General features: G+C 63.5%; 10 protein-coding genes and 2 pseudogenes. 7 read left to right on the top strand and 5 right to left on the bottom strand.

Annotated features, from left to right (window positions below):
• Positions 1-323: 323 nt before the first annotated feature.
• The 3 genes and pseudogenes from THESUDRAFT_RS02620 (at position 324) to THESUDRAFT_RS13815 (ending at position 3,082) form a co-directional block, all read left to right on the top strand.
• Complete coding sequence (locus THESUDRAFT_RS02620; RefSeq protein WP_006903166.1) at positions 324-1,727, top strand: transposase; 1,404 nt, start codon at positions 324-326, stop codon at positions 1,725-1,727.
• Positions 1,728-1,848: 121 nt separating this feature from the next.
• Positions 1,849-2,463, top strand: a pseudogene (locus THESUDRAFT_RS15215) (transposase); the annotation flags it as partial.
• A gap of 58 nt (positions 2,464-2,521) precedes the next feature.
• Entirely contained in the window at positions 2,522-3,082 is a 561-nt protein-coding gene (locus THESUDRAFT_RS13815) for an IS256 family transposase (protein ID WP_051009230.1), read from the top strand.
• A gap of 458 nt (positions 3,083-3,540) precedes the next feature.
• On the opposite strand, the gene THESUDRAFT_RS02630 is transcribed toward THESUDRAFT_RS13815, so the two are convergent.
• The 5 genes from THESUDRAFT_RS02630 to THESUDRAFT_RS02645 all read right to left on the bottom strand — a co-directional run bounded on the left by THESUDRAFT_RS02630 (position 3,541) and on the right by THESUDRAFT_RS02645 (position 10,796).
• Positions 3,541-6,891: a P-loop NTPase fold protein gene (locus THESUDRAFT_RS02630; RefSeq protein WP_083855320.1), complete on the bottom strand. Its 3,351-nt coding sequence runs from the start codon at positions 6,889-6,891 to the stop codon at positions 3,541-3,543.
• 395 nt (positions 6,892-7,286) lie between these two features.
• Complete coding sequence (gene istB, locus THESUDRAFT_RS02635) at positions 7,287-8,057, bottom strand: IS21-like element helper ATPase IstB (RefSeq protein WP_278199625.1); 771 nt, start codon at positions 8,055-8,057, stop codon at positions 7,287-7,289.
• A 5-nt stretch (positions 8,058-8,062) separates the two neighbouring features.
• Positions 8,063-8,668 (bottom strand): Mu transposase domain-containing protein, encoded by a 606-nt coding sequence (locus THESUDRAFT_RS13200; protein WP_051009231.1) that lies wholly within the window; start codon positions 8,666-8,668, stop codon positions 8,063-8,065.
• 7 nt (positions 8,669-8,675) lie between these two features.
• Positions 8,676-9,368 (bottom strand): IS21 family transposase, encoded by a 693-nt coding sequence (istA, locus tag THESUDRAFT_RS13205; protein WP_156821689.1) that lies wholly within the window; start codon positions 9,366-9,368, stop codon positions 8,676-8,678.
• 297 nt (positions 9,369-9,665) lie between these two features.
• On the bottom strand, positions 9,666-10,796 hold the full coding sequence (locus THESUDRAFT_RS02645; RefSeq protein WP_006903169.1) for an IS110 family RNA-guided transposase: 1,131 nt from the start codon (positions 10,794-10,796) through the stop codon (positions 9,666-9,668).
• Between the two features lie 352 nt (positions 10,797-11,148).
• Here THESUDRAFT_RS02645 and THESUDRAFT_RS02650 point away from each other — a divergent pair.
• The 4 genes and pseudogenes from THESUDRAFT_RS02650 to THESUDRAFT_RS02660 all read left to right on the top strand — a co-directional run.
• A pseudogene (locus THESUDRAFT_RS02650) lies at positions 11,149-11,466 on the top strand (hypothetical protein); the annotation flags it as partial.
• A gap of 342 nt (positions 11,467-11,808) precedes the next feature.
• The gene (locus THESUDRAFT_RS02655) at positions 11,809-12,276 is read left to right on the top strand and encodes a PTS sugar transporter subunit IIA (RefSeq protein ID WP_006903170.1); all 468 of its coding nucleotides are present in this window, start codon (positions 11,809-11,811) and stop codon (positions 12,274-12,276) included.
• Positions 12,277-12,434: 158 nt separating this feature from the next.
• Entirely contained in the window at positions 12,435-12,710 is a 276-nt protein-coding gene (locus tag THESUDRAFT_RS12650) for a PTS sugar transporter subunit IIB (protein WP_006903171.1), read from the top strand.
• A gap of 3 nt (positions 12,711-12,713) precedes the next feature.
• Complete coding sequence (locus THESUDRAFT_RS02660; protein ID WP_006903172.1) at positions 12,714-14,090, top strand: PTS ascorbate transporter subunit IIC; 1,377 nt, start codon at positions 12,714-12,716, stop codon at positions 14,088-14,090.
• Positions 14,091-14,343: the final 253 nt, after the last annotated feature.

Here is a 14,343-nt window from a genome sequence, read left to right on the forward strand (position 1 = left end):
AGGGCACGTCCCGACCGGCCGGCAGTTTCCGTTTCTCGTCGATCCCTTCTGCCTGGCGATTCCGCCAAGGACCCTCACCAGCCTACGCGCCGAGGACACGGGCCGGCTACTTGCTCGGTGTTCACGAGCGCCGGGAGTGGGTCTGGGCGGTGGGTTCACGCATGAGCCAACGCCGGTGCCACTCCACCGCCCGCTGTCAGTTCATCTGTCAACGCCGACTTAGAGGAGCCTGTTTCACGAACCCAGGTATTTCCACAGGATTGCACCCACGTGGGTTTAAGTGAGGCCATTGGTTCGCATTCGCCATCGCCCGAGGTGTCCCTATGGCCTACAACTTTCGCCCGGTGAACCGTGACCAACTGTACCTGCTCCCACCGAGCCTTCGCGACGGGCTGCCCGAGGACCACCTGGCCTGGTTTCTGATCGACGCCGTCGAGCAGATGGACCTGCGGGCGTTTCGAAGCAAGTACCGCGCCGACGGATGGGGCGGGGAGAGCTACGACCCCGCCATGATGGTGACGCTCCTGCTGTACGCCTACTGCGTCGGCGAGCGGTCCAGCCGGCGGATCGAGCGACTGTGCCTCGAGGACGTGGCCTTCCGGGTGATCACCGCCAACCAGAAGCCGGATCACGTGACCATTGCCCGCTTCCGCCAGCGCCATGCACGGGAGCTGGCCGCGCTGTTCACGCAAGTGCTGCGGCTGTGCCGCGAGGCGGGGCTGGGGAAGGTCGGCGTGGTGGCACTGGACGGGACGAAAGTCAAGGCCAACGCCTCGCTGGCGGCCAACCGAACCTACGATGCGATTCGCCAGGAAGTGGAGAAGATGCTCCGGGAGGCGGAGGCCACGGACCGGGAAGAAGATGAGCGGTACGGCTCCGGGCGTCGTGGGGATGAGTTGCCGGAGGAACTGCGCTCCCGCCAGAGCCGGCTGGAGCGGCTGAAGGCATGCAAGCGGCGGCTGGAGGACGAGGCGGCCCGGGAAGCGGCCCGGCAGCAGGCCCGCATCGAGGAGCGGAAAGCCCAGGAGCAGGCGACCGGCAAGAAGCGGCGGGGGCGCAAGCCGAAGGCGCCGGATCCCTCGGTGGATCCGGCGGCGAAGGCCAACATCACGGATCCGGACAGCCGGATCATGAAGACCCGGCAGGGCTTTGTGCAAGGGTACAACGCCCAGGCGGTGGTGACCGAAGACCAGCTCATCGTGGCCGCGGCGGTGACGCAGGACGCCAACGACGTGGGCCAACTGCACCCGATGCTCCAGCAGGCGCAAGCCAACCTGCGGGCCGCGGGCGTGGACAAGCCCATCCGGGCCGTCGTCGCCGACGCGGGGTCCTGGAGCGAGGCGAACGTGAAGCAGGCACCGGCGGATGGGCCGGAACTGTTCCTGGCGACGAGTAAAGAGTGGAAGCAGCGCCAAGCCTGGAAGGACACACCCCCTCCGCGAGGCCGCATCCCCAAGGGGCTGAGCCTGCGGGAGCGGATGGAACGCAAGCTGCGGACCCGGCGAGGACAGGCGATCTACGCCAAGCGCAGCCAGACCGTGGAGCCGGTGTTCGGGCAGATCAAGACCGTGCGAGGCGCCGACCGGTTCCTCCGTCGGGGTCTGGCGGCGTGTGACAGCGAGTGGAAGCTGCTCTGCCTGACCCATAACTTGCTGAAGCTCTGGCGGAAGGTAACGAAGGGGTCCGCATCCTCACCCTTTGGTTGGATGGCGGCCGCGTTGGCGTAGAAGGGTAACGACCGGGCCGCCGGGAGGTACCCTCAAAAGGTGTGTAAATGGCGAAGGCGGTGTACCCTCCTCTTGGTGAACAACGAGGGCTTGGAAGCCCGGAGGGAGGAGAGCCACCGCCATGCACCAGCGGACCACGTCGGGGAACCTGACGTCAAGCCCCACCTGGGAAGGACTGCACGAGTGGCTGCGGAACGCGATCCAGGCGCTGATCCAGGAGGCGCTGGAGGCCGAGGTGACCGAGCTTTTGGGCCGGGTCCGCTACCAGCGGCGTGCCGCCGTCGATGCACCGGCCGGGTACCGGAACGGGTACGGCAAGCCGCGGAAGCTGACAACCCCCATGGGCACCCTGACCCTGCGGCGTCCCCGGGTGCGGGGCCTCGAGGAGCGGTTCGAGAGCCGGATCCTGCCTCTGTTCGTTCGGCGCACGAAGGAGGTCTCGGAGCTGTTGCCGGAGCTGTACCTGCACGGGCTGGCCGAGGGGGACTTCGACCTGGCCCTGCGGGGGCTGCTCGGTGAAGAGGCGCCGCTTTCCGCCCGGACGGTGGCGCGCCTGAAGGAGCGGTGGCAGGCGGAGTGGGAGGCCTGGCGGACGCGGCGGCTGGATGAGCTGCAGGTGGTCTACCTGTGGGTGGACGGGGTGTACGTGAAGGCGGGGTTGGAGCGGGAGCGGGCGGCGCTGCTCGTGGCCGTGGCGGGCCTCGTGGACGGCCGCAAGGAGGTGGTGGCGGTTGTGCCGGGCTACCGGGAGTCGGTGGCGAGCTGGTCGGAGGTGCTGCGGGACCTGCGGGACCGTGAACGCGCCGCGGCTGGTGATCGGGGATGGGCACCTAGGGATCTGGGGCGCGCTGCGCAACGTCTGGCCGGAAGCGGAGGAGCAGCGCTGCTGGAACCACAAGGTGCTCAACGTGCTGGAGCAGCTGCCGCGCCGGCAGCAGGCCGTGGCCAAGCCCATGCTCCGGGCCATCGCCTACGCCCCGACCCGGGCGGAGGCGGAACGGAAGCGCAAGGCGTTCGAAGCCTGGTGTCACCGGCACGGCTACGGGAAGGCGGCGGAGACGATGGGGCGGGACTGGGAGCGCATGGTGACGTTTTACCGGTACCCCAAGGAGCACTGGCGCCACCTGCGGACCACAAACGTGGTGGAATCCCCCTTCGCCGCGCTGCGGCTGCGTACGGACGCGGCCAAGCGGTTCAAGAAGGTGGAGCGGGCCACGGCGGTGATCTGGAAGATGCTGATGGTGGCCCAGACCCGCTTCCGGCGGCTAAGCGCCCCGGAGTTGCTGGCCAAGGTCTACGCCGGGGCGCGGTACGAAGACGGCATCGAGGTCGCGGAGAGGGGGGTCGCCGCCTGAGCGCATTTACACACCTATTGACGGAAGCTCGCCGCCGGCCTACCCCGTCCTGACCGTCAGCCCACGGGACATGGCCGAATCGACCCGGTACGTTCCCCCAGTTCTGATCTCGTCAGGATCAGTGAAACAGGCTCATGGGACCTGCCTTCTCCATCCGCTCGTCGAGTTCAGCACAGATGAGCGAGCCAACGAAGGCCTTCGCGCAAGGCGTCGCGCTCCGGCTCGCCTTGGTGTTTGCGGAAAAGTTCGAGAAGTCCACCCTAAAGTCAGTGGTCACCGGTGCATGGGTCACCAGGGCCGGCCGGTCCGGCCGCGAACTTTTCCACCACTACCCGGGACTCTAGCTTCCTCGCACGGGTTGTAAGGGTTCTTCCACGCGGTGCTTTTGCGAACATCCGATGTACTTCAGAAGCCTCAGCACCGGCTTACTCAAGCCGATGCCAACCCAGGAGCTTTCATCAATCCTCCGCCTCTTCCTCCCGGAGAACACTCGCTATCCCCTTGAGTGCTTCCCGGGGCCTCTCGTCCCCAACGGTCGTTTGCGCATCCTGCACCCGATTGAGGGCTTCCACCCGGATCGATTTCTCTAAACCTGTGACAAGAGCCCTGCGCTTTTCAAGCAGCTTGGCGAACCACTCAAGCTCCGTCTGGGAAAACCGCGTAAGGGCGTTCGGAAGCCAGGTCACCAGCAGATGCTTCAGGTCCTCGACACCCACTTCCTCAGCGCCCTCCACGACCACCTCTCCGACGGCTCCTAGGAACTTCTCCGCGCCCCAGTCCCTGTACTCTACGAGAAGCCTCGAGACGCTCCGGGCCATCCGCGCGGAAAGGTTTTTCCGCGCGTCTGCGGTCAGGAACTCTAGATAGGCCCGAATGGCCGTCGGGTCGTACGCCGCTTCATCCTCAAGGAGGGCCGTCGCACCCTCCTCAAGGGCGTCAGCGAGCCTGTGGTCCAGTTCAACCGGGAAGCCCCGTCCCCGAAGCTCTCGGAGGCGGGCCAGTGCGTCCGAGCCACAACCCTCTTTCAGCAGGTGTGACCAGTCACTCTTTTGCAGCCCCTTCAGCCCTTCGCCTAAGAAATGTATAAACGCCTCCGCCGGGCCGTCCGCGGCCGCCCTGAGGATTCTGCGGTAAGCAGGGAGGAGGTTCAGGGCAAACCCCCTTGACTGGGCCGCTTCGACGATTTCATCCTGCCGCCTCCGGCACATCGCTTCGAAGGCCTCCTCCCCCAGGAGCTCAGAAAGATCCTTGCCATGTTCCAGCAGGATCTCCGGGGAGAACACCTCAGGGTAGGCCTCCTTGAGGTGGTCGAGGAGGGTGGCCACAAGTTCTTTTGCTTGGGGATTCCTTTTGACAGCCTTAATGACGCTCTGAACGGAGAAGTCGGTTTCCCTAGATTCCGAGAGCTCTGCCAAAAGTTCAGCCATGCCCTGGAGATCGACCCCTTTGGGGTTTTGGAGAAAGCCGGCGTATCTCTGGGCCCCCTGGCTCGCTCCCCCTCCTAGGGGCTGCGATTGGCCGGTGGGATTATAGATCAGGAGGGGCAAGAGGAGGGTCCCTAGGGTCTTCCCGTCATTCGCATAGGCCAGGTGGTGCAAAAGAAACCAACTGGTGGCCAGGTCTCTCAGGGCATTCCTGGCCTCCTCGCTGATGGGCTCCAATTGGAGCAGGGCGTAGATTGCAGCCCGGACCTCCTCATCGGTGTAGCGGTTGCCTGTGGCCAGGCGGCCCCGGAGGCTGTTGACCAGACCCTTCCAGTCCCACCCCTGATCGATGTAGGACAGGGCGCGGGTTGCCAGCGCCTCGGTCATCCTAAACTCCCCTCGCCCAACGCGGGCGACCAGCTCGCCAAGCACTTCCGGCGGCTTCCGGGGTGTAAAGGCCTTCTGTACCTCGTCCTCTAGCTCCCAGAAGTCCAGGGCACTGAGGACAAGGATCCAGTCGGCGGGTTCCTGGACCGGGAACCGGAAATCTTCGGGTACACCCAGGTCGAGTTCCCGCTTGACCCGGTCTAGGAAATCCGCCAAGCCCTTGGCAGCATCCTTGATAACCTCGTTTCCGGAAGGAGCCTCCGCCCCTCGCAGGATGACCCCGATAAGCCTGCACCGCTCTTCCGCGCCCGGGGCCGAGGCAACGAGCACCATTAGACCCTGGACCACCTCATCGTCCCCCATCTTCCACCCCCCGGCCGAGGTGGCCCTTGAGCGGAGGAGGCCCAGGGCCTGTCTCTGATCCTCCTCCGGCAGAAGGCCCCCTACCTCCTTGATGGCAAGCGCCGCCTTAGCAAGAAGCTCGGGGGCCTTCTCTGCCCACTCCCCCGCCTCCTCCAAGGCCTCGAGGACCAAGGTACCCAAGGCCTCCGGCCGGACCTGCCGGGCAGTCTCCCTGAGGACGGGGCTCCCCGGGGCCTCGAGGCCCTTCCGGATCTCCTCTAAGAAGAGAACCTGGAGGGCCTTGTTCGGCTCGACGTTAAAGTGCTGGGCCAGCAGATAATCCTTCCACTTCTCCTCTTCGGGGAAGAGCTTTTTAACCTCCGCCTCCCTCTTGGAGAGGGCCACGCGTGGGTTTTTGGCGAGCTCCTCCTTAAGAGCCACATACAGAGCCTGCATGGGCAGGGGAATCGCGTCCTGCCAGATGCGGTGCTGACTTCCCACCAGGTTCACGAACTGCTTAAGCTCTCGGGGAGCCGGCTGGCCATCGCCCCTAAGGACAAGGTTCCTGTAGACCCTGTAGACCGCATACAACTCCTCCTGGTGGTGTCGGGGAAAGGCCTCGCGGAGGCGCTTGAAGAGGAAGGATTTCCAGTCCGACAGTACCGGCGGGGGAACATGAAGCCTGGTCTGAAAGAACTTGGATATAAAGACCTCCGTGAGATTTTCTCCGTCGCTCTGCACATTTCCCCAGAGGTGGCAAATGGCCGAGGGGTCGAAGGGCACGATGAGCCAGATCTTTTCGCTCCAGGCAGCCCCACGAACATCAAAGAAGGTGCGCATCGTGGCCCAGACGGAACGGGCCTGTTCCGCGGGGAGGCGGTCCAGGTTATCCACGACGATGACTAGGCGTCGGTCATCGGTCACGGCTCTGTCCAGAATGTCCTTGAACCTTGCCTCGAACTCCACGGAGGTAGGCTCGGGGGTGCGAAGGGTGGAAGTCCTGGTTTCGGTGCGGTTCTGACCAACCAGGCTTGGGAACTCAAATCTCCCCTCAGCCCTGAGACCACGGATCATGAAGTATAAGGCAACGAAGAACGGTGAAAGAAGGGCCGCGACGCCAAGGACGGAAAACCAGAGAGGAGCTTGGTATATCGGCTGGCTGCTCAGTAGGGCCGTACCCAGGGGGATCCCCAGGGTGAGAAAGAACCCGATCCAATAGCCCTCACGGGTCATGACCGGAGAGGTCTGAGAATAAACGCTCTCCTTCCGGCAAGCCAGCTCGTCCATTTGGTTGTTGATCTGCTCCAGGGCCTTTCCCTTAACCCAGCCAGTCTCCGCGAGGAAGGCTGCGAGCCGCTCGAGAAACGACCGCCGAAGCGGGTCGCCCTCGTGGCTCCACGCGTCGAAGACAAAAACCCGCACCTTATCCGAGTTCCGTTCTACTGCCTGCTGGAAGAGCCTGACCACGGTGGACTTCCCGCTGCCCCATCCCCCGAGTAGGGCCACCGCCTTTCCGCCACTTGAGTTCAGGACAAGATCCACCAACGCCCGCGCTGTTAACTCGTGACCTCCGCCCAAAGCGTCCTCCGCGCTCGGATCGTCTGCGAGTAGGTAGGTTGGGCAGATTTCTCGCTTCCTTGCAATTTCAGCTTCCATAACTCAAGATCGCTCTGCCTTTCCTAGCATACTTCCTGGCCAATTTTCGTTCGGCATGCACCCAGAGGTGCGGGGGACCCTCGGTGCATACTGACCCTAGGAAGGTGTGGCGCTTCGAGAAGCTCGGCCTCTTGGTGTCAAGGGGCCACCGCATGCCCATGTAAAACGGCAGCGCCTCCTCTGGCCGGACACACGGGCCCGCGCCAGTCCCAACCCCTTGGTCCCCACCTACACCAGAGTGCCGTAGTACATCAATGGGTGTCAATCAATGGCATACCGTCCCCGTAAGAAACCCAAGATCCTGGTTGGGGCGCCCTTAAATGTGTCAAGGCCGGTTGAATTTTGACCCACTTCAGCCGGTTGAAAAGTGACCCACCGGAACTTGGCAATCTGGTTCACTCATCCTGCTGTGGTTCGACCGCACTGCGAAGGACACCCGAACGGCGCTTCTCCCGGAGTCGGTAGCTCTCGCCCCGGATGTTGATCACGTGACTGTGATGCAGCAACCGGTCGAGGATGGCCGTGGCGATGACCGGGTCACCGAACACCTCCCCCCAGTCGGCGAAGGTCTGGTTCGATGTGAGGACGATGCTGCCGCGCTCATATCGGGCCGCGACGAGTTGGAAGAACACCGTGGCGCCCACCTTGTCGAGGGGCAGATGGCCCAGTTCGTCGATGATCAGGAGCTTGGGCGCCAGGTAGATCCGCATCCGTCGTTCGAGCCGGCGCTCCTCGTAGGCGTTGCGTAGATCCTCAATGAGGCGGTGCATCGGCGTGAAGTAGACGCCATATCCCCGGTCGATGGCGGCTAAACCGAGCGACACGGCCAAATGGGTTTTGCCGACGCCCGGTGGTCCCAGAAAGATCACATTCTCGGCGTTGCCCAAAAAGCGGAGCGTGGCCAGCTCCCGAATCTGGCGGGGGTCGATGGAGGGTTGGGCCTCGAAGTCGAAGTCCTCCAGCGTTTTCCGGAACGGGAGCCGCGCCAGCTTCGTCCGTGTGTCCAGGTAACGCCGGCGCCGGACCGCGAGTTCGGTTTCCAGCAGATCCACAAGGAAGTCGGCATAGGTTACGTCCTGCTTCGCGGCGCGTTCCAGACGCGCTTCCAGGACCTCCGCCGCATCCTTCAGCCCCAGGGCCAGCAGGTGCTGGCGGGCCTTGTCCACCGTGATCACCGGCGTTCACCTGCCAGAAGAAGGTCTTCGTAGACCTGGAGCGAGCGGCGCTCCACCGCCGGGCCGACGACCTGCTGGCCTTGGGGCGGCTCGGGACGTTGGGTCCCACCCAAAGCAAGGCCGTGGTACTGCTCAGGAAGGGGGATCGTCAGTCCGGGCAGCAAGGCCCGAGGGTGCCGGGCAATCACCCGGTCCCCGTCGCGGATCTCGACCTCCGTTTCGGTCGCGAACACCGTGACGTACCGGCCGCTATAACGCCAGGGCACACCGTAGCGGCTGCCCGCATACTGGACGTAGCCATCCCGACTCACCCGGCGTTCTTCGTGCAGGAGCGACGTGAAAGCCGCCAAGGGCCGAAGGGGCGCCAGATGGGCCTGCTCTTCCACCAGCCGATCGGCGGGGCGCTGCCCGGTGGTCCCGTGGATGCGGCGATTCGCGACCTCGGCCACCCACGCCCGCACCTGCCGGTTGAGATCGGCCAGGTCGGTGAACTGCACAGCGGGCCAGAAGTGCCTCTTGAGATAGCCGATGGCTCGCTCCACCCGGCCCTTGGTCTGGGCCCGATACGGCCGGCACACCCGAGGGGCAAACCCGGCAAGCAACGCAAAGTCAAGCATCCTTGGGTCTTGGGTGGTAATCCACCTCCGCACCATGGCGGCGAAGGACGACGGTCTTCATGTTGTCGTAGAGGATCTCCTTCGGGACACCCCCCAAGGCCGTGAAGGCGTGGAGGTGACATCGTAAGAGGGTGCTCAGGTCCTGCTGTTCCCCAAACTCCACGTACATCGCCCGCGAGTAACTGAGGACCATGACAAACCCGTAAACCTTCCGCCGTCGTCCCTGGAGGTCGGTGTAGGCGAACTCCCCCCAGTCGACCTGCGCCTGGGTCCCCGGCGGGAGCTCGAAGCGCACCACGGCGCGTGGGACCCGGGGCGGGCGATGGGGCCGAAGGAACTCCTTGAGAATCGTCTTTCCGCCGGTATAACCCTGGGCCCGGAGCTCCTGCAGGAGACGATTGGCATTGAAAACCCCTTGGGCCATTCGTTGCTCGAGGTACGGCTTAAACGGATCCAACTTCGACGCCTTGGGCGGCCGCGGCTTGTACCGGGGTGGCGCAGGTTGGCGCAGGTACTTCCGCACCGTATTCCGGGACAACCCCGTACGGCGGGCAATTTCCCGAACGGACAGGCCTTCAGCCTTCAGCCGCAGAATATCCATCAACGACCCACCTTTCGGCATGAACCGGCCTCCATTCCTGGGAAGGGAATGGGACTCGGTTCGGCGGGGTGGGTCAAAATTCATCCGACCCTACTGGGTCATTTTTGCACCGGCCGTGACACCGCCTGGCGAATGATGCTCACGGGCGAGCCTTATCGTGGTGAGAGGCCTTTGGCCACCCAGCGCAAGCTCCGGATGATCCGCCGTCGAGCTTCCCAGGCCCGCGATGGGGAAGCGATCATCGCCACGGAGCTAGGCTTTCCGTACGCTGTTGCCCCGGAGGGCCATCCGGATGAAAACTCCACGCCAGAGGAATGGAGGCAAACACCCGTTCCGGCTTGACGTCCAACAGGAGTGTGTTCGAAGTCAAGCCCCCAGCGATCAAGCCACTCTTCGCCGACGGTGGCGATCCTCGAGGCTGTCCGGCCAAAGGGCCTCGGCGACCGCGTCCCAGTCGGTCACGGCTTGGGCGACCTCAACCAGACGCCGTTGCTTTTGGGCGACAAGCGTGGGCTTCGCGGCTCGGTAGGGCTGGCCTGTAAGAAGCATGCGCCAGGCGACGATGAGGAGCTTCCGAGCCAAGGCCACGACCGCCTTATGATGCCCGATTTGCTGCTGCTTTCGGTGGAAGAACTCACCGAAGGGGCCCTGATCGTGACGCGCCACCGCGTGAGCGGCCTCGACCAGCGCGGTGCGCAACAGCTTGCTTCCGTTCCGGCTGATCCGCCCCCGGTGGTCCTGCTCACCCGATTGGTGGACCGATGCGTCCAGGCCGGCGTACCGCGTCACCTGCTTGGCCGTACGAAAGCGGGTTGGATCCCCGAGGTACGCCCAGATCGTGACCGCGGTGATGAGCCCCACCCCGGTGATCGTCAGCAAGAGCTGAACGCCCGGCTGGTCGGCCACCTGCCGCGCAATCTCCGCCTCCACGGCGTGAAGATCGGCGTCCACCGCCTCCAGCTGCCGGATCGCGCTCAGGAGGATGACGCGTTCGGCCTGCGGCAGCCGGTTCACCTCGTCCCGATCCAGCCACTGCCGCGGGTCGACCTTCCAGGGGATGGGGAGCCCGTGGCGCTGGAGGACCGACTTGGCCTGCGTCCGATACCGCCGCCGGTTCCGGACCAACCGGTCCCGGTATTGCAAAAGGTACCGAACCTCGCGCACCGCCGGCGGTGGCACCCACACGGCCGGCATCATCCCCAGGGCCAGCGTCTTGGCGCGGCGTTCGGCATCCTTGCGATCCGTGTGCCGGCCCGGCCCCAAGCGCTTGAGCTCCAGGGGGTTGGTCAGCAGGACCTTGCCGGCATGGGGCGAAAGCAGGTCGTGTACGGCAAAGGCATTTCCGGTGACCTCCAGGGCCACCTCGTCATCGGCATGCAGTTGCTGGACGAAGGTCGCCCACCCGGCTTCGGTATTGGGGAACCGGAAATGCCTTCCCTTATGTTGGTCGACCTGCCATTCGTAGCCGTGGACGTACCGTTTATGGAGGTCGAGCCCGAAATACCGTGGCACGGCGTTGTTCCCCCTCTCACGGGCTCTGGGGGCGCAGACGGCGATCGCAGCGCACTCACCTGTCCGGGCTATCGGCCAGAGCCGCGCCCATGTAGGCGGTTCGCAGGAGGGGGCCGACCAGACAAAATTCCGAGCTCAAGGCCCACGACCCACCGCGGCCGCCCTCCTGCCTGCGCCCGCCAAGGGGCCGCCTACGGATCTGCACCCACCCTTACCGAGGCGGCCACGCTTGTCCTGCCGCCCGCTGGGGGCTTGCACTTCGATCATGCCGACAAAATTCAACCGGCCTTGACATTCGCGCTGGGTGTATCGGTGACGGTGGCGGAGCTGGTCACCGCGACCGTACCTCGGAACCATTGGACTCATGACGCGCGCCGAGCTACCGGTGACCCAGTGGTTGCCGATCCTCCTCCTTTACAACGTGATGTTCGTGATGCCGCCCATCACGCTGATGCTGGCCTATCGCGCGACGGATCGGCATCTGAAGCCGTACTACGAGCGGCTCGGCCGGTGGATCTCACTCAACGCTCGTGAGGGCCTAAGCTGGATGCTCGGGGCGGTCGGTTTCCTCATGATGGTGGATGCCGCGGTGTACTTCGAGTTCTTCGGTCTCATCGACTTCTTTGGTCTCATCGACATCCCGCAGTTCCCGCCGAACGGGGCACGCTGACAAGCCGTTGTGTCAGTGCCGCGAACAGCGGCGCATTCAGCCAACGAGGCAGGTGCCACGTCTACCCCGCCCCGCCGCGCCTTCCTACTACGGGGGGATGACGGCGTTCTTCCCGAGCCGTCACGAGTCCCACCGTTAGATGCGGTCACGGGCCCGTGCGCTCAGCGGATTAGGGGTTGGTGCCAGATGCCATCGGGGGCGCAACCACGTGCACTGTGTTCCGGCCCTTGTGATTGAAGTTCGAAAGGATCTCGTCCGTCCAGAGCGAACCAATGGGGACCTAAGAGTGTGATCGAAACGAGCTGCTACTCACGGACGGCCGAGGGAGGGAGTTGAACGAAATTGGAACTGAAGGACCTCCTGGCTCCCCAGCTGGTCCGTCTGGGGGTCCGGGCCGGCGACTGGCGGCAGGCCGTCATGGAAGCGGGGCGTCTGCTGGTCGCCGGGGGCATCGCGATGCCCCGATACGTCGAGGCCATGATCCGGACCGTCGAGAGCCTGGGGCCGTACATGGTGATCGCTCCGGGCATCGCCATGCCCCATGCCCGGCCGGAGGACGGGGTGTCCCGCACCGGGCTGGCGTTCGTCCGGCTCGACGTTCCGGTCGCGTTCGGTCATGGTGCCAACGATCCGGTGGACCTGGTGATCCCCTTGGCCGCCGTGGACCACGACGCCCACGTCATGGCCATGGCCCAGCTTGCGGAACAGCTTGCGAAGGCGGAGACGCTGCGCCGGGTACGGGAGGCCAAGACGCCTGACGAAGCCTGGCGAGCGTTGACGGGTGTCGAGGACCGCACGGAGAGGGTGTGAGACGAGACTACATCGGTAATGTGCATGCTTCGAGGGTGTATAACTAAACTATTACTACGTTGTACTACGTTGATGCATAACCGCTCCAATCGAAATAATCGTTATGGATCCTGTAGTGGCGAAACGGGCATACATTAGGTGTTGCAGGGGGAATGTAAGTGCGCGTTCTGACCGTTTGCGGCATGGGCCTTGGCAGCAGCTTGATCTTGCGGATTCACGTGGAGTCCGTCCTTAAAGAACTTGGTATCCAAGCTTCGGTGGAGGTTTCCGACATCACATCTGCCAGGTCAACACCAGCGGATCTAATAGTGACGTCTAGCCAGCTCGCAGAGGTCTTGCGCCGAGATGACGTACCTATTGTCACGGTCATGAACTACCTCGATCGTGAGGAAATCCGGTCGAAGATCCAAGCGGTTGTGGGGAAGGATGGGTGATCCATGGCGATTCTCGGCCAGTTCGTCAAGGACGTGCTGAGTCAACCCGCCGTCCTCGTGGGCCTAATAGCACTCGTGGGGTTGACCGTGCAACGCAAGCCGGTAGGTGACATCATCACTGGGACGGCCAAGGCCGTCCTCGGCTTTGTTATCTTGGGTGCCGGTGCCAACACACTAGTGAGTAGTCTCGATAAACTCTCTCCTCTACTTGAGGCCGGGTTCGGCGTTCGTGGGGTCGTACCCAATAATGAAGCCATTGTCGCTATTGCCCAGAGTACGCTAGGCAGTGAAACCGCCCTGATCATGGTTTTCGGCCTCATTGCGAACCTGATCATAGCACGACTTACGCCGCTCAAGTATGTGTTTCTGACCGGGCATCACACTTTCTTCATGGCTGCTTTGCTGTCTGCTGTTCTCGGTACCGTCGGTTTGAAGGGTGCCGCGCTCGTCCTGGTGGGTTCGTTCGTGCTGGGGGTTCTCATGGTCGTGATGCCTGCCATGGCCGATGCATACATGTCGCGCGTGACCGGTGGCCAGGCCATTGCCCTGGGGCACTTCGGCACCCTAGGTTATTGGTTAGCAGGCTTCATTGGGTCAAGGGTGGGTAGGGCAGAAGACTCGATCGAGCAGTACCGCCTTCCGTCTTCACTGTCCTTCTTCCGTGATTCCCTAGTGGCCACTGCAGTCGTCATGCTGGCCGTTTTCGTCATAGCGGTTTTGGCCGCGGGGAATAAGGCAGTGGAACTTGCGGGCGACCAGAGTGTCTGGGCATTCGCTTTGATGCAGGCCCTCACCTTTACTGCTGGTGTAGCTATCATACTGCAGGGCGTTCGTCTCATTATCTCCGAAATCGTTCCTGCCTTTCAAGGGATTTCGGCACGTATCGTTCCGGAAGCTCGTCCGGCCCTAGACTGCCCCGTCACCTTTCCCTATGCTCCTACCGCGGTACTGGTCGGGTTCATTGCAAGCTTCGTTGGAGGCATCTTGGCCATGCTCGGATTGGCGGCCATCGGGCTCCCCGTCATCGTGCCCGGTCTCGTGCCACACTTTTTCGTTGGTGGTACCGCCGGCGTATTCGGCAATGCAACCGGAGGACGTTGGGGATGTGTCGTGGGCGCCTTTGCCAACGGAATCTTGATCACCGTGGGAGCCGCTCTGTTGCTGCCGACATTGGGTGACTTGGGGTTCGCCAACACCACGTTCGGAGACTCCGACTTTCAGTGGGTAGGGATCCTGATAGGGGGCGCGGGAAAGGTGTTCGGGCATTCACCTGGAACCCTTGCTGGGGCTGTGATCGTTTTCTTCGGTCTTCTACTTGGCTTGAGTGCTGTCGTCAAGCGGCGACGAGGCGCCGTGAGCTCGACCGGCATGGCCGGCTAAACAAAAGGATTTGTTGGGCGACAGCTCTTGGGAGTCGTCGCGGTTTCGTGGATGGGTTGAGATTTACACGACGACCCCTTCCCGTGGCTAAACATTTCGTTCCCGGATCCAACGCTCTCGTAACTCGTACGGCGACTCGTAACTCGTAACTGGTAAGGCGAAGATTGTCCTTCGCCCGACGGAGGGTACTCCCCCGCCCATTGCGGCACACCGACCGGGATCCTGGACAGTCTCGGGACCCGTTCTTCTCCCA

The organism is Thermaerobacter subterraneus DSM 13965, from assembly GCF_000183545.2.
GTDB classification, from domain to species: domain Bacteria; phylum Bacillota; class Sulfobacillia; order Thermaerobacterales; family Thermaerobacteraceae; genus Thermaerobacter; species Thermaerobacter subterraneus.

Coding starts and splice junctions, on each gene's coding strand:
- THESUDRAFT_RS02620 (WP_006903166.1), top strand. CDS start 324: ATGGCCTACAACTTTCGCCCGGTGAACCGTGACCAACTGTACCTGCTC.
- THESUDRAFT_RS02630 (WP_083855320.1), bottom strand. CDS start 6,891: ATGGAAGCTGAAATTGCAAGGAAGCGAGAAATCTGCCCAACCTACCTA.
- istA (WP_156821689.1), bottom strand. CDS start 9,368: ATGAATTTTGACCCACCCCGCCGAACCGAGTCCCATTCCCTTCCCAGG.
- THESUDRAFT_RS02660 (WP_006903172.1), top strand. CDS start 12,714: ATGGCGATTCTCGGCCAGTTCGTCAAGGACGTGCTGAGTCAACCCGCC.